Genomic DNA, 19,920 nt, shown 5'->3' with positions numbered 1-19,920 from the left:
GACGTCGGTGAGTCAGCGGTTCTGGTAGAAGTCAGATATCCAGTTCAACCTCTCCCAACCTTCCCCCATACGGCCCGAAACTGTGCTCGACGAGTCGGCGGCTGCCGTCAGCATTCACGATCAATACCGTACTGGCGCGGGTTCCGTACGTGGGGCTGGCGATGAACACGCTTGAGAGCAAGGTTTCAGTCGCCAAGCCAACACCGGTCTCCGGCAAGTCGGCAGTTGGCGCGGTGTCGGAGTCAGCCAGAAACTCAAACAGCTTCGCCGGCTGAGGATCATGCAAACGCGCTCCCAACGCCGCTTTGGCTTTCACTAGCTTGGGCCACGGCGTATCGAGGCCTGCGTTGGACACCCCATAAACCCCTTCGCTCAGCTGTCGTGGCACGGGATCGGTCGCGCTCAAAAAATGCAGCGTTTCCCGGTCGCCCACCAACAGATTGAAGCCTCCATATTCCCCGGCGCGTCCGGCGACCTGCAGCAGGTAGTCGTCAATAGAAAGCGTGCCGGTCAAAAATTGAGCAACCAACTCGCCCCGTGAACGTCTTCCCATAGGGTGATTCGGATCCCGGATGTTGGTCAGCGCGGCGAATCGGCCATCAGCGTTGATGCCGAGCCAAGTACCGCCCGCCTCCAGGTCACGACCCGCGTAGACGTCTGGAGCATCTTTCCATTGGGCCAATGACTGCGTGGGGCGTGCGTAAAACTCGTCGCGATTGGCCGCCAGCACCAAAGTTTGCGGGTGAGAGGGGCGCCAGGCGAAAACGATCAAACACATGCAGGACTCCTTTTTTCGCCACTCTACGCACACATAGGTCGGACATCCATCGCACGCCGCTAGAGCACAGAGCCGTGCTTCCGGTAACATGCGGGTCTCATTTTGGGGGCTCCCATGGAATTTCTGCTCTATCTGGCATTGGGCGGCTGCGCTGGCGTGCTGGCGGGGCTGTTCGGTGTGGGCGGCGGCATCATCATTGTGCCGGTGCTGGTATTTAGCTTCACCCTGCAAGGTTTCGATACATCGGTCCTGACGCACCTGGCGGTAGGCACCTCGTTGGCAACGATTGTGTTCACGTCCGTCTTGTCTGTGCGCGCGCACCATCGGATGGGCGCGGTGCAATGGCCTGTGGTTGCGTGGATGACCTTGGGCATTCTGATCGGCGCAGGCTTCGGCGCGCTGACCGCCAGCTACATTTCCGGCCCCTATCTGCAGAAGATCATCGGCGTATTTGCGATCCTGGTCGCGATCCAGATGTTTCTCGACTTCAAGCCCAAGGCCAGCGGAGCGCCTGGCAAACCCGGTCTGACTATCGCCGGTGTCGTGATCGGCTGGGCGTCGGCAATCTTCGGGATTGGCGGCGGCTCATTGACCGTGCCGTTCCTGACCTGGCGCAGCCTGACCATGCAACAAGCGGTGGCAACGTCCTCGGCTTGTGGTTTTCCAATTGCCTTGGCAAGTGCAATAAGTTTCATGATTCTGGGCTGGCACGACCCGTTGTTGCCCCCGCATAGTCTCGGTTTCGTGTACCTGCCCGCGTTGTTGGGGATTGCTGTGACCAGCATGTTCTTCGCCAAATTCGGTGCCCGACTGGCGCATAAACTGTCGCCTCGTCTGCTCAAACGCCTGTTCGCACTATTGTTAGTGGTGGTAGGCACCAGTTTTCTGATCTGATCCCGTTTTTTACGTGTCGCTCACAGAGCGTTTCAACCCAGTTTCAACTAAGGAGTCGCAATGCTGCCTTACCCGCAGATTGACCCGGTAGCGGTCGCCATCGGCCCACTGCAAATTCATTGGTACGGCCTCATGTACCTGATCGGTATCGGCAGCGCGTGGTTTCTTGCGTCTCGTCGTCTGGACCGTTTCGACCCGACATGGACCAAGGAAAAGCTCTCGGACATGATCTTCTGGGTCGCCATGGGGGTCATCGTCGGCGGGCGACTGGGCTACGTCCTGTTTTACGATCTGCCCAACTACATCGCCAATCCGCTGCTGATTTTCGAAGTGTGGAAAGGCGGCATGGCGTTCCACGGCGGCTTCATCGGCGTGATGATCGCGACTTACTGGTTCGGCAAACGCAACGGCAAGTCGTTCTTCCAGCTGATGGACTTCATCGCACCGATGGTGCCGATCGGTCTGGGCGCCGGGCGCATCGGTAACTTCATCAACGCTGAGCTGTGGGGCAAACCGACGGACCTGCCATGGGCCATGGTTTTCCCGCCGTTCAGCGATCCGGCGCAGTTGCCGCGTCATCCGTCGCAGCTTTATCAGTTCGCGCTGGAAGGCGTTGCGCTGTTCCTGATTCTTTATTTCTACTCGCGCAAACCACGTCCAACCATGGCCGTGTCTGGCATGTTCGCGCTGTTCTACGGGATCTTCCGTTTCGTGGTCGAGTTTGTTCGCGTCCCGGATGCTCAGTTGGGCTACCTGGCCTGGGGCTGGGTCACGATGGGGCAGATTCTCAGCCTGCCGATGATCATCGCCGGTCTGGTGCTGATTTGGCTGGCGTACCACCGCGCACCGGCTTCGAAAAACGCGACCGTCTGACACGCGTCTAAAGTACTGAAGCGCCGGGCGTTGCAACCCGGCTGTTCATCGATACAGAGAGGCCTTTGGGCATGAAGCAATACCTTGAACTGCTGCAGGACGTCATCGATAACGGGACGCGCAAGGGCGATCGGACCGGCACCGGCACGACCGCAGTGTTCGGTCGTCAGTTTCGCCACAACCTGGCGGACGGTTTCCCCCTGCTGACCACCAAGAAGCTGCATTTCAAGAGCATCGCCAACGAACTGATCTGGATGCTCAGCGGCAACACCAACACCAAATGGCTGAACGAGAACGGCGTGACCATCTGGGATGAGTGGGCCACTGAAGAGGGCGATCTGGGCCCTGTATACGGGGCGCAGTGGACTGGCTGGCCGACCAAGGATGGCGGCAAGATCAATCAGATCGACTACATGGTCGACTGCCTGAAGAACAATCCCAACAGCCGCCGAATCCTGTTCCACGGCTGGAACACCGAATACCTGCCAGACGAAAAGCTCTCGCCGCAGGAAAACGTGAAAGCCGGGCGTCAGGCGCTGGCTGTTTGTCATTTGCTCTATCAGGCCTATGTGGCTGACGGCAAACTGTCGATGCAGCTTTATATCCGCAGCTCCGATGTCTTTTTGGGTCTGCCGTACAACACCGCTGCATTGGCGCTATTGACCCACATGCTGGCGCAGCAGTGCGACCTGATCCCTCACGAGATCATCGTCAGCCTAGGCGACACCCATGCCTACGCCAACCATGAAGAGCAGATTGCAACGCAGTTGACCCGCACGCCGAAGAAGCTGCCGACGCTGAAGATCAATCGTCGTCCGGACAGCATTTACGATTATCGTTTCGAGGATTTCGAAATCGTGGGCTACGACGCTGACCCAAGCATCAAGGCGCCTGTGGCGGTGTAAGCGCTGAAGCAGAGCTGTAGGAGTGAGCTTGCTCGCGATAGCGGATAGTCAGGTTCGGAACAAGTGCCTGACTCAACCAGATCGCTAGCAGGCTCACTCCGGGACGTTCAACCGCAAATTGATGATTGCTGTTCACTATTGATTCGCCAATGAGCAATTGAGAAAGCCTATCCCCCCGGTAAGCAGTGACAATGAGCTTCCCACCGCCTAATTGAATATCGTTCTCTCTATCGAATAGACACCGGGTCGGCAGCAGACAGCTGGCGCGGATGAAGTGTTTACCTGTGGAGACAACACCCATGAACAACAAACTGACGACCGCTTTCGGCGCCCCTGTACCCGACAACCAGAACATCCAGACGGCTGGCCCACATGGCCCCGCGCTGCTGCAAGACGTGTGGTTTCTTGAAAAACTGGCGCACTTTGACCGCGAAGTGATCCCGGAGCGTCGCATGCACGCCAAAGGTTCTGGCGCGTTCGGCACCTTCACAGTGACCCACGACATCACTCAATTCACCCGCGCCAAAATCTTTTCCGAGATCGGCAAGCAGACCGAAATGTTCGCTCGCTTCTCCACCGTTGCCGGTGAGCGCGGCGCCGCTGACGCCGAGCGCGACATTCGTGGGTTCGCCTTCAAGTTCTACACAGAGGAAGGCAACTGGGACATGGTCGGCAACAACACGCCGGTATTCTTCCTGCGTGATCCGCTGAAATTTCCTGACCTGAACCACGCTGTTAAGCGCGACCCCCGCACCGGTATGCGCAGCGCTGAAAACAACTGGGACTTCTGGACTCAATTGCCCGAAGCCCTGCATCAGGTGACGGTGGTGATGAGCGATCGGGGTATCCCGCGCAGCTACCGCGAGATGCACGGTTTCGGAAGCCACACTTACAGCTTCCTAAACGCCCAGCATGAGCGTTTCTGGATCAAATTCCACTTCGTGTCGCAGCAAGGCATCGCCAACCTGACCGACGCCGAAGCTCAGGAGCTGGTGGGTCGTGACCGCGAGTCGCACCACCGCGATCTGTACGAAAGCATCGAGAACGGCAACTTCCCGCGCTGGAAACTGTTCGTGCAGATCATGCCGGAGAAGGAAGCGGGCGCTTATCACATCAACCCGTTTGACCTGACCAAGGTCTGGCCGAAAGCCGATTACCCACTGATCGAAGTGGGCGTGGTGGAACTGAACCGTAACCCTGAAAACAACTTTGCCGATGTCGAGCAGGCCGCCTTCGCACCGTCTAACGTAGTGCCGGGCATCAGCTTTTCGCCGGACAAAATGCTGCAGGGCCGCCTGTTTTCCTACGGCGATGCACAGCGCTACCGTTTGAGCGTCAACCATCACCAGATTCCGGTGAATTCGCCCAAAGCCGCGTTGCACGTCAACAGCTACCACCGCGACGGCCTGATGCGTATCGATGGTAACCGTGGCGGCATGACGTCCTACGAGCCGAACACCAAAGGTGCGTTCCAAGAGCAACCGGACTTCAGAGAGCCGCCGCTTTCTATAGAAGGCGCTGCCGGCCACTGGAATCATCGGGTGGATGGCGACTACTACTCACAGCCCGGTAATCTGTTCCGCCTGATGACACCAGCGCAACAGCAAGTATTGTTTGAAAACACCGCACGCTCGCTGCAAGGCGTGTCGACGCCGATCATTCAACTGCACATTGATCACTGCAGCCTGGCCGATCCGGCATACGGCGCAGGCGTGGCCGCAGCGGTGGAGCGGATTCACCGCTAAATAGCCGTAACGACAAAGCCCCCGGTTCACAAGGCCGGGGGCTTTTCTTTGACTCGCATTTGATTAGCCGCAGGTCAGACAGGAGTGGTGGTCCGCTCTTCAAGCAGCTGCGTAATGCGCGCGTCTTTCTCGATCCATAACTGATTCACCCAGTTCTGCACGTGCTCGCGAAACACCGGGTCGTTTTCATAATCGCCCTGCCACAGCGCAGGGTCGAGTTCGCGAGTCTGGATGTCGATGATCACCCGAGGCACCTGCCCGCTGATCAAATCCCAGAAACCTGGAATTTCGGCCTGGGGATAAACCACGGTCACGTCGAGAATCGCGTCGAGCTGCTCGCCCATCGCCGCCAACACAAACGCCACGCCGCCCGCCTTGGGCTTGAGCAGATGGGTATGGGGCGACGTTTGCTTGGCTTTTTTTGCAGCGGTAAAACGCGTGCCTTCCAGGTAATTGACCACTGTCACCGGCTGACGCTTGAACAGCTCGCAAGCGGCTTGAGTGATTTCCAGATCGTGGCCTTTGAGTTCGGGATGCCTGGCCAGAAACGCTTTGGTGTAGCGCTTCATGAACGGGTAATCCAGCGCCCACCACGCCAGTCCCAGGAACGGCAACCAGATCAGCTCTTTCTTGAGGAAGAATTTGAAGAACGGCGTGCGCCGATTCAGCGTCTGCACCAGCGCCGGGATATCCACCCACGACTGATGATTGCTGATCACCAGATAGGAGGTGTCGTCACGCAGGCCGTCGTTGCCGCGGATGTCCCATTGGGTTGGGATGCACAGCTTGAATATCAGCTTGTCGATCTCGGCCCAGGTCTCGGCGATCCACATCACTGCCCACGAGCAGCGATCGCGCATCTCGCCCTGAAACACCAGCTTGAGCAGCGCGAACACCATCAATGGCCCGAACAACACCAAGGTGTTGAGCAGCAGCAAGAACGTGACAAACAGACCGGTTAGCACGCGACGCATAAAACGACTCAGGAGCAAATGGGGCGGCAATGATAAGCAGCATTGCCGACAGCGCCAAATCCGCTGGTCGATCACAAATGTTTCACTCGCAAACAAATAGACTCGGCGTCTGCTGAGGGATCGAACGAAGAACACCGTTGCGGTCTAAAATCGGGCTCATGCACGGCCCACCCCTTTGAGGATCCTGTTACGTGAAATCTCTTCTGGCGCTTCTTTCTTTGCTGGCGTTGCCTGTCATGGCCGCCGAACCCACGGTGTACGGCCGTTACGAATACATTCAGGTGTCTGAATTCGGCGAAACTTTCAAAGCCAAGATGGACACCGGCGCCCTGACAGCCTCGCTGTCGGCGAAGGACATTGAGCTGTTCAAGCGCGATGGCGATGACTGGGTGCGTTTCCGCCTGGCCACCAAAGACGCCGATAACAAGGTTTACGAGCACAAGGTTTCGCGCATCAGCCGCATCAAGGGCCGCTCCGATGGAGATGATGACGAGGAGCCGGTCGATCCGACCAAGCGCCCGGTTGTCGATCTGGAGCTGTGTCTGGGTGACGTGAAACGCACGGTCGAGGTCAATCTGGTGGACCGCAGCCACTTCAACTATCCGCTGCTGATCGGCGCCAAAGCCTTGCGTGAGTTCGGCGCAGCGGTTAACCCGGCGCGGCGCTACATTGCCGACAAGCCTGACTGCTGATTGACGCAGGGGCCTGACATCCAGCACCGTTGCGCTTTCTCCCAAGCGCTCGGATGCCATGCCCCACATTCTGATTGTCGAAGACGAAGCCGCCATTGCCGACACCCTGGTGTATGCCCTCCAGGGCGAGGGGTTTACCACCTCATGGCTGACGCTTGGGCAAGCGGCGGTTGAGCACCAGCGCGCCACGCCAGCTGACCTGATCATCCTCGATATCGGTCTTCCCGATATCAGCGGTTTCGAAACCTGCAAGCAACTGCGCCGATTCACCGAAGTGCCGGTGATGTTTCTCAGCGCCCGTGACGGCGAAATCGATCGGGTGGTGGGGCTGGAAATCGGCGCTGACGATTACGTGGTCAAGCCATTCAGCCCAAGGGAGGTGACAGCCCGGGTCCGGGCAATCCTCAAGCGCATGACGCCCCGCACTGACAGCAATTCAGGCAGTGCGCGGTTTTCGATCAGCACCGAACGCATGCAGATCAGCTATCGCGGGCAGGCGCTGAGCCTGACGCGGCATGAGTTTCGCTTACTGCAGAGCTTGCTCGAACAACCCGAACGAGTGTTCAGTCGAGAGCAGTTGCTCGACGCCATGGGCGTTTCCAGTGACGCAGGTTACGAGCGCAATATCGACAGCCACATCAAAAGCGTGCGCGCCAAACTGCGGTTGATCGCCGCCGACGCCGAGCCGATCCAAACCCATCGCGGGCTCGGTTACAGCTACAGCCCAGGAAACAGCTGATGCCGCTGGGGATTCGGATTTTTCTGGTATACGCGCTGTTCATCGCGCTGACTGGTTACTTCGTGCTCAGCACGGTGATGAAAGAAGTGCGCCCCGGCGTGCGCCAGTCCACCGAAGAAACGCTGGTGGATACGGCGAACCTGCTGGCCGAAATTCTTCGTGAAGACGTCAAGGCCGGGACGCTCAATCAGAGCCACTTCCCCGATGCACTCAAGGCCTATGGGTTGCGCCAGCCTGGCGCGAAGATTTGGGGCATGCCCAAGAATCAGGTCAACAATCGTATTTACGTCACCGACGCCAAGGGCATCGTGCTGCTGGATTCCGCCGAGCAAGCGGTAGGGCAGGACTACTCGCGCTGGAATGACGTGTACCTGACCCTGCGCGGCGAATACGGCGCACGCTCGACCCGCAGTGATCCCGATGACCCCAACACCTCGGTCATGCACGTTGGCGCGCCGATTCGCGACAACGGCCAGATCATCGGCGCGGTCACGGTGGCCAAGCCCAACAGCTCGCTTCAGCCGTATGTCGACCGCACTGAAACCCGATTGCTGTGGTACGGCGCCGGGTTGGTGGTGCTGGGCTTGCTGCTCGGCGCGGTGTTGTCGTGGTGGTTGAGCCACGCGCTGCGTCGTCTGACCGCTTATGCCCAAGCCGTCAGCGAAGGGCGCCGCGCCGAGTTGCCGCATTACCGCGGAGGGGAGCTGGAGCAACTGTCTACCGCAGTCGAGCACATGCGCACGCAACTGGAAGGCAAGGCCTACGTCGAGCGTTACGTGCACACGCTGACCCATGAACTGAAAAGCCCGCTGGCGGCGATTCGCGGCGCTGCCGAATTGCTGCACGAAGACATGACGCCTGAGCAACGTCAGCGCTTCATCGGCAACATCGAAAGTGAAAGCGCGCGAGTTCAGCAGTTGATCGAGCGTTTGCTGAATCTGGCGATGGTCGAGCAGCGGCAAGGGCTGGAGGAACGGGTTGTGGTGCCATTGGCGGCGCTGATCGATGAGCGACTGAGCGGCCACAGTGCGCGCATCGAACGCATGGGCTTGATCATTGATCAGCGTATTGCGCCTGAGGTGGCTGTTACCGGCGAGCGTTTTCTGCTGCGTCAGGCCTTCGCCAATCTGCTGGACAACGCTCTGGATTTCACTCCGGCGGGGGGCGTGCTTCGCTTCGCTGCCGAGCGCGAGGATGGTCGGCTGAAAATCACGCTGTTCAACAGCGCCGAGCCGATTCCCGAATACGCACTGCCGCGTTTGAGCGAACGTTTTTATTCGCTGCCGCGCCCCGACAGCGGACGTAAAAGCACCGGGTTGGGGCTGAACTTCGTTGAAGAAGCGGTACAGCTGCATGGCGGCCAATTACAGATCGGCAACGCTGACGGCGGTGTGTTGGTGGTGGTTTGGTTGGATTGACGGTTGCTCTGTTGGAGCGAGGCTTGCCCGCGAAGAATATGATGCGGTATCTCTGTTAAACCGGGTCGCACACTTCGCGGGCAAGCCTCGCTCCAACAGTTTTGTATTTCTCCACACAATCTCCACACTTCCCGCACACATGCTCTACACGCGCTCTTCAAGCTCACCCCATCAAAAAGGGAGAGTCCCATGAACCGTGGCATGAGTTTGTTCAAACTAGGTGTGATCGCGCTGTTGATCCTGTTGCTGCTGATTCCGTTGATGATGATCAATGGCTTGATCAGTGATCGGCAAAGCCAGCGCGACGGAGTGGTGGAGGACATCGCCCGCAGCTCCAGTTACAGCCAGCAACTAAGCGGTCCGATACTGATCGTGCCGTATCGCAAGACCACGCGGATCTGGAAGCTCAATGCCCAGACCAATGAGCGATATCAAGACACGGTCCAGGAGCGGGGCCGTTTGTATTTTTTGCCTGAGCGTTTCGAACTCGACGGCAAAGTGCAGACCGAAGTGCGCGCTCGGGGCATTTACGAGGCTCGGCTGTATCACGCGGACAATCACATCAGCGGCCATTTCGCCCTGCCCGAACATTTCGGTCTGGGCGATGACTTCGCTGATTACCAGTTTGAGGAGCCGTTCCTGGCGGTCGGGATCACCGATGTGCGCGGTATCGAGAACGCGCTCAAGCTTGATCTCGACGGACAGCAGCTGGATTTCGTGCCTGGCACCCGCGTGCCGCTGCTTGGCGAAGGCGTGAGTGTCGAGCTGCCGTTGCAAACCGGCGTCGAGCAGGCCCAGCTCAATTTTGCTTTCGACCTGCGCCTGCAAGGCACCGGGCAGCTGCAAATCACCCCGGTGGGCAAGACCAGTATCGTGCAGCTATCGGCAGATTGGCCGCATCCGAGTTTCATCGGGAATTACCTGCCGACCCAACGCGAAGTGTCTGATGAGGGTTTCAGCGCCAGCTGGCAGACGTCCTTCTTCTCAACGAACCTGCAGGAAACACTCAACCGCTGCGTGGTGGACAAAGTCTGCAGTGAGTTCGAGTCCCGAAGCTTCGGTGTGAGCTTCATTTCGCCGGTGGATCAATATTTGAAAAGTGATCGCTCGATCAAATACGCGCTGCTGTTCATCGCTCTGACGTTCGCTGGTTTTCTGCTGTTCGAAGTACTCAAAGGGCTGGCCGTGCATCCGGTGCAATACGCGTTGGTGGGCGCGGCCCTGGCGCTGTTCTATCTGTTGCTGCTGTCGCTGGCCGAGCACATTGGCTTCGCTCTGGCGTACCTTGTGTCGGCCAGCGCCTGTGTGTCGCTGATTGGGTTTTACGTCTGCCATGTACTCGGGAGCTGGCACCGGGGAGTGGGTTTTGCGCTGGCGCTGAGTGTGCTGTACGCATTGCTTTACGGGCTGCTCAGCGCCGAGGACTACGCACTGTTGATGGGTTCGTTGCTGCTGTTCGGTCTGCTGGTGGTGTTCATGGTGCTGACGCGCAAGCTGGACTGGTACGGCCTCGTTGCGCCAGCGCCGGCCAAGGTCAAGGTGAATCATGAGTAGGTGGCGGGGGTTGCGGGAGGATCAGCGGGTGGGGGAGGGTTTGGTTGAGATGCTGCTGGCGACGCTGCACCTGCCACTGAATCTTTGCAGGAGCCAACTTGTTGGCGAGGCAGGCGCTGCGATATGCCCACAGGATGTCTCGCGAACAAGTTCGCTGCTACAGATGCCAGCCTTCGATCAGCAGGAACGACTGCTCAAACCGGCGGCTGGGTCTGGATCATCGATGGGCGCTGGCTGACTTCGTAATACCACGCTGCCAGGCGCGGGTAGCTGCTGCGCCAGTTAAGGTCCGGCTGGCGGAAGTCCAGATAGCCCAGACCTGCTGCCAGGCTGATCGCCGCAATATCAAAACTGGAACTCAACTCGGTCACCGCTTCCTGTTCGAAATACAACAGCGAGCGGGCGATCTTTTCCTGCTGGTTGTCGAGCCACTCGGGCCACTGTTTTTCCGGCGCGCGCAGAAAGGTCTCGTAGCGGATCAACAATGCCGCGTCCATCAGGGCGTCCGCAAGAGAGGCGAGGGTCAGGCGTCTCCATCTAGCCGAGCCTTCGCGGGGGATCAGCGGAACGCCGACATGCTGGTAATCGAGATAATCGAGAATGACCCGGCTGTCGTGCAGGACGTTGCCATCGGCCAGGCACAGCGCGGGCAACTTACCGGCAGGGTTTTCCTGGCACAGTTCGCTGTCGGGTTTGACCGGCGTGGGTGAGACAGGCTTGAGGCCTACGCGGCTGGTCTGTCCGGTTTCGTGGAGTAGCACCAGCACTTTGCGTGCGAAAGGTGAAGCCGCGTTGTAGTACAGCGTCATGCTCGGGGCGGACATGGACGTTCCTCTTGTCTGACAGCCCCGTAGACTAGTCAGCGCAGGAACAGACCGCAATAGCCCGCCTGAAAGTGCCGGGGTTAAAGGTCAAGCAGGATCTGACGAGCAGCGCAGGGCTGCGATACCGGTTGGTCTGAAACACCCTGATCGCAGCCTTGCGTTGCTCGTCAGCTCCGACAAGATCGGGATAAATTCAGATGACGCGGCGTGTCATCAAGCCCTTGGCGCTCAGCACTGCCGGAATCGCCATCCCGACCCACGCCAGCGAATCCCACCAGCCATCGCCGAGCAGCGCTGCGAACAGGCCTGCCCCTGTCAGCACCGCGATCCATGTGGGGTGGGCGAATACTTTCCAGAAGGTCGAGCGTTTCAACGCGCCACCTCGCCCTGAGGCAACTTGGCAGGCGCCGCGGCCCGGCGTCTGACCCACCACAGGTAAACGCCGCTGCCGAGCACGATGATGGTCAACACATCCAGCAAGCCCCACAGCACTTTCATAGGCATGCCGCCGTAATCACCGAAATGCAGCGGTTGCGACAGGCTCATGGCGTCCATGTACCACGGCCGCTCGACCACGGCCGTCACGCTCAAGTCCTTGGCATCGATCAACACCGGCGTGAGCAAATGCGAGGTCAGGTGCGTACTGCCTTTCATGAACACCGTGTAGTGGTGCTCGCTCGAAAAACGGGTGCCGGGGAAGGCAATGAAATCCGCCACCGAGCCCGGTACTGCGCGTTCGGCGATCTCCAGCACATGAGTGGAAGGCGCCCGTTGCAGCAGCGGTGGGACGTCTTTGTAGGGCGCGATCAACGCCGCCATGCTCTCGGCGCGCCACGCCGATATCAACAGGTCGGCGCAGGCGCTGATCACGCCGGTCACGCCCACCACCAGCGCCCAGGTCAGCGTTACAACGCCGATCAGGTTGTGCAGATCCAGCCAGCGCACGCGGCGGGATTTGTTCGGGCGTACGGTGGCGAAATCCAGCCGGCGCATGAACGGCGCGTAAAGCACGATGCCTGAGACAATCGCCAACAAAAACAAAAAGCCCATGAAGGCCAAGAACAGTTTGCCCGGCAACCCCGCGTACATGTCCACGTGCAAACGCAGCATCACCATCATGAAACCGCCATTAGCCGACGGTGTTTCGAAAGCTTCGCCGGTGCGAGCGTCGAGCATGAAGGTGTGGGAATCGTTCGGGTCGCCCCCTGCGGTTGCGCCCATGATCGCGAACACGGCGTTCGGGTCATCGTCGTCACTGCCGTAGTACTGCATCACGTCACCGGGACGATGAGCTTCGGCCGCCGCGACCAGTTGCTGCAAATCCAGACGCGGCGTGTCCGCTGGCATTGCCTTGAGCTCTGGCGAGTTGCCGAGCAAGTGATCGATCTCGTGGTGAAATATCAACGGCAAGCCGGTGAGCGCCAGCAGTAGCAGGAAGACTGTGCAGATCAGGCTGGTCCACGTGTGGATGAAGGACCAGCGGCGGATGGTTTGGCTTTTCATGACGTTCCAATGCTCGTTTGCGCCAAAAGCAAAAGGGCCACTGTGCGGCAGTGGCCCTTCTTTCAGCTTCGCGATTCTAAGCGATTCCCATTTGTAATTCACGCTGGTGGGCACGTTATGTCGTGCCCGCAGAAGACGTCAACAGACGCTGCGTCGTCAGCGAGCGGTAACGCCCTTAAAACGAATGCGATTTCTGCCGTCTACGCCACTGGCTCAAACTCTGGTCCAGCCGCGCAGGGCTGTCGATGTCCTGGCGGCGGGCGTGGCTGAACAGGATCAGCGCCAGTTCCGCCGTGACCAACGCATCGGCGCTGGCGTGATGGCGTTCCTCGGCGTGCAGGCCGAAAAAGCCGGTCCAGTCATCCAGCCCGGCCTGCCGGAACGACGCCTGCGGGCACAGCATCGGCGCCATTTCGGCGGCATCGAAAAAGTGATGCTGCAGGCGATAACCCAGGCTTTCCTTCAGCGCGCGACCAATCATGTGTTGATCAAACGGCGCATGAAACGCCAGCACTGGGCTGTCCCCCAGAAATTCCATGAAATCCAGCAGCGCTTCCACCGGTTCAACTCCCGCCGCAATCGCGCTGGGCCCCAGCCCGTGAATCAACACGCTGGGGTTTAGCTTGTGATCGGTGCGCAGCAACGTGCGTTCGAATTGCTGACCGAAATCGATCGCGCCATCCTCGATCACCAGTGCGCCAATCGACAGCACCTCATCGCGGCTCATGTTCAGGCCGCTGGTTTCCAGGTCCAGCACGACCCAGCGTTGATCGCGCAACGGCTGTTCGCTCAGGGGTTTGGGGCGCGTCAGTTGGCTCAGTCGCGTTGATTGCTGCATCGTCAAAGCTTGCGGTTGCGCACGTTTGGTTGGCCTGAGCCATTCGAACAAATTCATCGGTTTTGAAGTTTCACAGTTGATAACGCAAGGTCAGGCTGGTTTGCAGCCGCTGCGCCTGGCGGAACGATTCACGCAGGATGCGTCGGTCCAGATGATTGAGCACATCCGGATCGATGCGGTTGGAGTACGGCAAATTTTGCCGGCTCTGCTGTTGATGCTGCTGCATGCGGGTTTGCTGGATGAAGTGATACGCCTCCTCATACGCGGAGCCATCGAGTGGATCGATCACCTCTTTGGCGACCAGTTGGCGCAAGCGTTCCAGCGTATTGTTGGCGGCGATGCCATTGGCCAGCGCTAGCAATCTCGCGCCATCCACGAACGGAGTCAGGCCTTGCGTCTTGAGATCCAGGGTGTCTTTTTCACTGCCTTTGCGCGCCACCACAAAATCCTTGAAACGCCCAACTGGCGGGCGCTGGCGCAAGGCGTTGTCAGCCATCATGCGCTGGAACAGTTTGTTGTCGGCTACCTGATCAAGAATGCTGCGCCGTAGTTGTTCGCCGCCGCTTTCATCGCCCCAGACTACGCGCAGGTCGAAGTAGATGCTCGAAGACAGCAGGTTTTCTGGCGTCGCCTCGCGAATGAACGAACCAAAACGCCGCGCCCATTCAACGCGCGACAGGCACAGTTCAGGGTTACTGGCCATGATCCCGCCCTTGCACAGCGCAAAGCCGCACAGCGCCAGGCTTTGGTTGATCCGTTCGGCGATCGGCAGCAGTTGGCCGCGAATGCGCGCAGCGTCGGCCGCGTCCGTGGCTTCGAACAGAATGCCGTTGTCCTGATCGGTGTACAGCGTTTGTTCGCGACGGCCTTCGCTGCCGAAACACAGCCAGGTGAACGGGATGCCCGGATCGCCTTTTTCCTCCAGCGTCAGTTCGATGACCCGGCAAACCATGTGATCGTTGAGCAGGGTGATGATCTGGGTGATCTGCGTCGATGACGCCCCGTGCGCCAGCATGCGATCTACCAACTGCACGATATCGCCACGCATGTTGCTTAATGCATCGATGCGCGGCGAGGTGCGAATGGTCCGCGCCAGGTGCACCAGATCCACCCGTTGCAACGAAAACAGGTCGCGCTCCGAGACCACGCCGCACAGGCGCTGATCCTTGACCAGGCAAACGTGCGCAATGTGCCGCTCGGTCATCGCGATGGCGGCGTCAAATGCGCTGGCGTCGGGGCTCAGATAAAACGGCGCTTGAATCATGCTGCGCTCGATGGGGAGCCCGAAGTCGGCATTGACGTCCGCCACCACCTGACGCAGGTCGCGCAGGGTGAAAATCCCCAGCGGCGCCTTGGCCTCATCGACGATCACGATGCTGCCCACCTGCTGCTCGTCCATCAGCTTGACCGCTTCACGCAACGGCATTTGCGGTCCGCACGTCACGGGATGCCGCATCGCCAGTTCACCCAAGCGAGTGTTAAGGGAATACTGGGTGCCGAGAGTTTCCACAGCTTTCTGCTTTACTTCTCTATTGACCTGGTCAAGCAGACTGCTGACGCCGCGCAAGGCGAAATCGCGGAAGGGGCTGGAGAGCGCAAACAGCTTGATGAAGGCCTGCTTGTTGAGCTGTAGGCAGAACGTATCTTCGGCTGCCAGGTGCTCGGTGCGAGTGGCGCGTTCACCCAATAAAGCGGCCAGCGGAAAGCACTCACCCGAGGTGATTTCAAAGGTCGTTTCGGTGCCGCCTTTAGCTGAATGTGGTCTTTCACCCACAACGCGGCCCTGCTTCACGATGTAAAAGTGTTCTACTGGCCCATCGCCAGTCTTGATGATGCTCTCATCGGTAGCGTAGAAACGCAGCTGGCACTGTTCAACCAGGTAAGCCAGGTGGGCGTTTTCCATCTGGTTGAAGGGCGGGAATTTCTGCAGAAATTGCATCGTGCCGTGAATGTTTTGCAGCACCGCTGTTTTTCCTGCCTGGGTGAAAGCGTCCGCTTTGCTCATGACTGACACCGCTTGTTTTTATGAGCTCCATGGTCGACCGCTTAATCGGCAGTGCCCATTGGACGTAAGTCTTAGGCGTTGAAGGGCGTGCGCAGTTGCTGTTTGATGCGCTGGAACTGCAGGCGAACGCCAGCAAAAAGCGGTATGCACCGCAGGAAGATGTTGATGCGTGCAGCAGATTCATACGTATCCGCTGTCAGAATTTAGTCGACGGGAAGTGAGACGGGTATGTTCGATCACGACATTTTGAGTGATGAAGAGCGCGAAGCCCTCAATGAGGTGATGTCGGCGCCATCCTCACAATCGCCACAACGGGTATTGATCGTCGACGACGACAAGGACGCGCGCGAGTTGCTCGCCGAAATCCTCAGTCTCAACGACATCAGTTGTATCACCGCAGCTGGCGGCAACAGCGCGATGCATTTGCTGCAAACGCTCCCGTCCATCGGACTGCTTATCACCGACTTGCGCATGGCGCCTTGCGACGGGCTTGACCTGATTCGGCAGATACGTGATTCCGATCGCGCAGCGTTGCCGATCATCATCGTCTCGGGCGACGCGCATGTGCGCGATGCGATTGATGCGATGCATCTGAGCGTCGTGGACTTCCTGCTCAAGCCGATCAACACCAAACAGCTGTTGCGGTTGGTGAAGCGGGAGTTGGGGGTGGAGTGAAACCCCCGCTAAAAACAGGTTTGTTGGAGCGAGGCTTGCCCGCGAAGCTGTGCATCGGGTTTTGGATATATATTGCCAGTGCTGGCCTCTTCGCGGGCAAGCCTCGCTCCAACAGATTGGTGGTCGAAAAAAGGCGGCGTGTCGTGAGACGCGCCGCCTTTTTTGTTGAGCTAAATTACAGCCCGTTCTTCGCCTTGAACTCACGACGCCGACGGTGCAGCACAGGCTCGGTGTAACCGTTCGGTTGTTTGGTGCCTTCGACCACCAGCTCCACCGCTGCCTGAAACGCGATGTTGCTGTCGAAATCCGGCGCCAACGGGCGATACAACGCGTCGCCGTCGTTCTGACGATCAACCACTGGGGCCATGCGCTTGAGGCTTTCCATCACCTGCTGCTCGTTGACCACGCCGTGACGCAGCCAGTTGGCAATGTGCTGGCTGGAAATCCGCAGCGTAGCGCGGTCTTCCATCAAGCCGATGTCGTTGATGTCCGGCACCTTCGAGCAACCCACGCCCTGATCGATCCAGCGCACCACGTATCCGAGGATGCCTTGGGAGTTGTTGTCCAGTTCGTTCTGGATTTCTTCCGGCGTCCAGTCTGTGTTCGGTGCCAGCGGGATGGTGAGGATGTCATCGACCGAGGCAGGCGCGCGTTGAGCCAGCTCAGCCTGCCGCGCGAACACATCGACCTTGTGATAGTGCAGCGCGTGCAAAGCCGCTGCTGTTGGCGAAGGCACCCATGCGGTGTTCGCGCCAGCCAGCGGATGGGCGATTTTCTGTTCCAGCATCGCGGCCATCAGGTCCGGCATGGCCCACATGCCTTTACCAATCTGCGCACGCCCTTGCAGGCCGCATTTCAGACCAATATCGACGTTCGAGTTTTCGTACGCGCCAATCCATTTCTCGGCCTTCATCTGCGCTTTGCGCACCACCGGGCCGGCTTCCATGGAGGTATGGATTTCGTCACCCGTGCGGTCCAGGAAACCGGTGTTGATGAACACCACACGCTCGCTGGCGGCCTGGATACAGGCCTTGAGGTTGACCGTGGTGCGACGCTCCTCGTCCATGATCCCGACTTTCAGCGTGTTGCGCGGCAGGCGCAAGACATCTTCGATGCGACCGAACAGCTCGTTGGTGAACGCCGCTTCTTCGGGGCCGTGCATCTTCGGTTTGACGATGTACACCGAACCGGTGCGGCTGTTGCTGCGGGTGCTGCTGCCGTTGAGATTATGAATCGCCGCGAGGCTGGTCATCAGGCCGTCGAGAATGCCTTCGGGGACTTCGTTGCCTTGATTGTCGAGGATCGCGTCGATGGTCATCAGGTGCCCGACGTTGCGCACGAAGAGCAGTGAACGACCGTGCAGCGTGACCGGTTCGCCGGTGGGCGAGGTGTACACGCGGTCGGCGTTCATGATGCGCGTGAAGGTAGTGCCGCCCTTGGCGACTTCCTCGGACAGATCACCCTTCATCAGGCCCAGCCAATTGCGATAGACCACCACTTTGTCGTCGGCATCGACCGCTGCGATAGAGTCTTCGCAGTCCATGATGGTGGTCAGCGCGGCTTCCATCAGCACGTCTTTTACGCCAGCCGCGTCGGTCTGGCCCACAGGGCTTGCGGCGTCAATCTGGATTTCGAAATGCAGACCGTTGTGTTTGAGCAGCACGGACGTTGGCGCTGATGTTTCACCCTGAAAACCGATCAGTTGTGCGTCGTCTGAAAGGCCGGAATTGCTGCCGCCCTTGAGCGTGACAACAAGTTTGCCGTCGACCAGCTTGTAGGCGGTGGAGTCGACATGCGAGCCAGCAAACAGCGGCGCGGCTTCGTCGAGAAAGGCGCGGGCGAAGGCGATGACCTTGTCACCGCGAACCTTGTTGTAGCCTTTGCCTTTCTCAGCGCCGTCGGCTTCGCTGATGGCATCGGTGCCGTAGAGCGCGTCGTACAACGAACCCCAGCGCGCGTTCGACGCGTTGAGGGCGAAGCGGGCGTTCATCACCGGGACCACAAGTTGTGGCCCGGCCATACGAGCGATTTCTTCATCGACGTTTTGCGTGGTGATTTTAAAGTCCGCTGCTTCTGGCAGCAGATAGCCGATCTCTTGCAGGAAAGCTTTGTAAGCCGGGGCGTCATGAGTCTTGCCGGCATTGGACTGGTGCCAGGCGTCGATTTTTGCCTGCAAGTCATCACGTTTGGCGAGCAGGGCTTTGTTCTTCGGCGCCAGCTCGTGAATGAGCGTATCGGCACCGCTCCAGAACGCGGCAGCATCGAGACCGGTTCCGGGGAGGGCTTCGTTGTTCACGAAATCCAGCAGCACTTTGGCGACCTGAAGACCACCGACTTGAACGTGTTCAGTCATTGCTTGCCTCACTCTACTCAGCTATCTGCGCTTCAATCTTGAGCGCGCTTTTTATTAAAGCCATCGACGAATCGCTGTTACCCGTCCAGAACATGCCATCGCTGGCGGCTGGGCCTGGGTGTGCAGTGATGTGGCTCAGGCATCGTTTCAGCGTTATGTTCAGGGTCATGTAGTGACTGCGGCGCAATACTACATGATGACTTGTGACGTGAGAATCAGACTAAATATGTCACCGAACGACCCGATTTTCATAGTCGGTCACGCATAGGGCCAAGATGTTCTCAAAAATATGGCAGATTGTTCCAGATAATTATTAAAACAGTACACGATTAAGATCGCGGGTAACGTAGCCGTGCTCACGTGGCATCTGCCTATACTTGGCCGATACCTGTGCAGGTCAGGGCTTGCCCGACTGCTGAAAGCAAAAGAAGAGGAATTGACTGTGGATCATCTCGTCGTCACCGTATTTGCCCCCGACAAACCGGGTCAGGTTGAACAGATCGCCTCCTGCATTGCCAGCCATGGCGGCAATTGGCTGGAAAGCCGCATGACGCACATGGCTGGGCAGTTCGCGGGGATCTTGCGCTTGAGCGTGCCGCTCGCATCGCGTGAAGAGCTGATCAGTGCGCTACAGGCGTTAGCCAAAGACGGCATCCGCACTCAGTTTGCCGAAAGCGGCGTCGAGAATGCGGGCACGACCCGGCCGATCAGCATGGAGCTGGTAGGCAACGACCGGCCCGGCATCGTACGAGATATCACCAAATTGCTGACCGGGCAGGGCGTCAATGTCGAGCGCCTGACCACCGACGTGTCCCCCGCCCCGATGAGCAGCGAGACGCTGTTTACCGCCATTGCTTTGTTGGGGGTGCCGACCACGTTGTCGCTAGAAGTGCTGCAAAAGCACCTCGAAACGCTGGCCGATGATTTGATGGTTGAGTTGGTGCTCAAGTCGCAGGAGTGAGCCGCTGATTTCTGTAGGAGCGAACTTGTTCGCGAGATGCCGCACCTGACATCCCGCCTCGCCAACAAGTTAGCTCCTATAAAAGCACAGAGATTGCCCGCTGCTGGTGATCTCTGTAATTGGATGGACTCGCCCAAGCCGAGGCGTCTGTGCGCCACGGTGGCATTCTTATGGAAGCCAACGAACAGC

Annotated in this window: 18 protein-coding genes; 10 read left to right on the top strand and 8 right to left on the bottom strand. The window is 58.8% G+C overall.

All coding sequences use genetic code 11. The features are described 5' to 3' along the window. Nucleotides 1-31 precede the first annotated feature (31 nt). Nucleotides 32-778 (bottom strand): NRDE family protein, encoded by a 747-nt coding sequence (locus ACWKWM_RS14160; RefSeq protein WP_483846739.1) that lies wholly within the window; start codon nucleotides 776-778, stop codon nucleotides 32-34. 114 nt (nucleotides 779-892) lie between these two features. Between ACWKWM_RS14160 and ACWKWM_RS14155 the strand changes: the two genes are divergently transcribed. From ACWKWM_RS14155 to ACWKWM_RS14140, 4 genes are all read left to right on the top strand, one after another. Then, the gene (locus tag ACWKWM_RS14155) at nucleotides 893-1,672 is read left to right on the top strand and encodes a sulfite exporter TauE/SafE family protein (RefSeq protein ID WP_483846738.1); all 780 of its coding nucleotides are present in this window, start codon (nucleotides 893-895) and stop codon (nucleotides 1,670-1,672) included. 60 nt (nucleotides 1,673-1,732) lie between these two features. After that, nucleotides 1,733-2,545: a prolipoprotein diacylglyceryl transferase gene (gene lgt / locus ACWKWM_RS14150; RefSeq protein WP_483839031.1), complete on the top strand. Its 813-nt coding sequence runs from the start codon at nucleotides 1,733-1,735 to the stop codon at nucleotides 2,543-2,545. Nucleotides 2,546-2,616: 71 nt separating this feature from the next. Then, nucleotides 2,617-3,450 carry a thymidylate synthase gene (locus ACWKWM_RS14145; RefSeq protein ID WP_483839030.1) on the top strand — a complete coding sequence of 278 codons (834 nt, stop codon included), beginning with the start codon at nucleotides 2,617-2,619 and terminating at the stop codon, nucleotides 3,448-3,450. Between the two features lie 299 nt (nucleotides 3,451-3,749). After that, nucleotides 3,750-5,195: a catalase gene (locus tag ACWKWM_RS14140; protein ID WP_483846737.1), complete on the top strand. Its 1,446-nt coding sequence runs from the start codon at nucleotides 3,750-3,752 to the stop codon at nucleotides 5,193-5,195. 74 nt (nucleotides 5,196-5,269) lie between these two features. Here the strand turns inward: ACWKWM_RS14140 and yihG are convergent, their stop codons facing one another. Continuing rightward, nucleotides 5,270-6,169: a 1-acylglycerol-3-phosphate O-acyltransferase, YihG family gene (gene yihG, locus ACWKWM_RS14135; RefSeq protein WP_483846736.1), complete on the bottom strand. Its 900-nt coding sequence runs from the start codon at nucleotides 6,167-6,169 to the stop codon at nucleotides 5,270-5,272. A 191-nt stretch (nucleotides 6,170-6,360) separates the two neighbouring features. On the opposite strand from yihG, the gene rloA2 reads away from it, so the two are divergent. The 4 genes from rloA2 (at nucleotide 6,361) to creD (ending at nucleotide 10,572) form a co-directional block, all read left to right on the top strand. After that, nucleotides 6,361-6,861, top strand: coding sequence for a retropepsin-like aspartic peptidase RloA2 (gene rloA2, locus ACWKWM_RS14130; protein ID WP_483846735.1), 501 nt, complete (start codon nucleotides 6,361-6,363; stop codon nucleotides 6,859-6,861). 58 nt (nucleotides 6,862-6,919) lie between these two features. Further along, complete coding sequence (creB, locus tag ACWKWM_RS14125) at nucleotides 6,920-7,600, top strand: two-component system response regulator CreB (protein ID WP_483846734.1); 681 nt, start codon at nucleotides 6,920-6,922, stop codon at nucleotides 7,598-7,600. Beyond that, complete coding sequence (gene creC / locus ACWKWM_RS14120) at nucleotides 7,600-9,018, top strand: two-component system sensor histidine kinase CreC (protein ID WP_483846733.1); 1,419 nt, start codon at nucleotides 7,600-7,602, stop codon at nucleotides 9,016-9,018. The genes creB and creC overlap by 1 nt, the downstream gene beginning before the upstream one ends. Nucleotides 9,019-9,207: 189 nt before the next feature. Continuing rightward, complete coding sequence (gene creD, locus ACWKWM_RS14115; RefSeq protein ID WP_483846732.1) at nucleotides 9,208-10,572, top strand: cell envelope integrity protein CreD; 1,365 nt, start codon at nucleotides 9,208-9,210, stop codon at nucleotides 10,570-10,572. 194 nt (nucleotides 10,573-10,766) lie between these two features. On the opposite strand, the gene ACWKWM_RS14110 is transcribed toward creD, so the two are convergent. From ACWKWM_RS14110 to ACWKWM_RS14090, 5 genes are all read right to left on the bottom strand, one after another. Continuing rightward, nucleotides 10,767-11,396 (bottom strand): glutathione S-transferase family protein, encoded by a 630-nt coding sequence (locus tag ACWKWM_RS14110; RefSeq protein ID WP_483846731.1) that lies wholly within the window; start codon nucleotides 11,394-11,396, stop codon nucleotides 10,767-10,769. A gap of 193 nt (nucleotides 11,397-11,589) precedes the next feature. Continuing rightward, a complete protein-coding gene (locus ACWKWM_RS14105; RefSeq protein ID WP_483846730.1) occupies nucleotides 11,590-11,769 on the bottom strand; it encodes a hypothetical protein in 180 nt (59 codons plus the stop codon). Next, nucleotides 11,766-12,899: a PepSY-associated TM helix domain-containing protein gene (locus tag ACWKWM_RS14100; protein ID WP_483846729.1), complete on the bottom strand. Its 1,134-nt coding sequence runs from the start codon at nucleotides 12,897-12,899 to the stop codon at nucleotides 11,766-11,768. The genes ACWKWM_RS14105 and ACWKWM_RS14100 overlap by 4 nt, the downstream gene beginning before the upstream one ends. Nucleotides 12,900-13,074: 175 nt before the next feature. Further along, on the bottom strand, nucleotides 13,075-13,794 hold the full coding sequence (locus ACWKWM_RS14095; protein ID WP_483846728.1) for a 3'-5' exonuclease: 720 nt from the start codon (nucleotides 13,792-13,794) through the stop codon (nucleotides 13,075-13,077). Nucleotides 13,795-13,807: 13 nt separating this feature from the next. After that, a complete protein-coding gene (locus ACWKWM_RS14090; RefSeq protein WP_483846727.1) occupies nucleotides 13,808-15,742 on the bottom strand; it encodes a putative nucleotidyltransferase substrate binding domain-containing protein in 1,935 nt (644 codons plus the stop codon). A 228-nt stretch (nucleotides 15,743-15,970) separates the two neighbouring features. On the opposite strand from ACWKWM_RS14090, the gene ACWKWM_RS14085 reads away from it, so the two are divergent. Next, the gene (locus tag ACWKWM_RS14085) at nucleotides 15,971-16,417 is read left to right on the top strand and encodes a response regulator (protein WP_483846726.1); all 447 of its coding nucleotides are present in this window, start codon (nucleotides 15,971-15,973) and stop codon (nucleotides 16,415-16,417) included. A gap of 175 nt (nucleotides 16,418-16,592) precedes the next feature. Here the strand turns inward: ACWKWM_RS14085 and ACWKWM_RS14080 are convergent, their stop codons facing one another. Then, nucleotides 16,593-18,770 (bottom strand): malate synthase G, encoded by a 2,178-nt coding sequence (locus ACWKWM_RS14080; protein WP_483846725.1) that lies wholly within the window; start codon nucleotides 18,768-18,770, stop codon nucleotides 16,593-16,595. A 442-nt stretch (nucleotides 18,771-19,212) separates the two neighbouring features. On the opposite strand from ACWKWM_RS14080, the gene ACWKWM_RS14075 reads away from it, so the two are divergent. Next, nucleotides 19,213-19,731 (top strand): glycine cleavage system transcriptional repressor, encoded by a 519-nt coding sequence (locus tag ACWKWM_RS14075; protein ID WP_483846724.1) that lies wholly within the window; start codon nucleotides 19,213-19,215, stop codon nucleotides 19,729-19,731. The last annotated feature ends 189 nt before the right edge of the window (nucleotides 19,732-19,920 follow it).

The organism is Pseudomonas rosaeacicularis, assembly GCF_057128745.1.
Note: the sequence above shows the minus strand (reverse complement) of the source record. Positions and strands in the feature narration are given on the sequence as shown.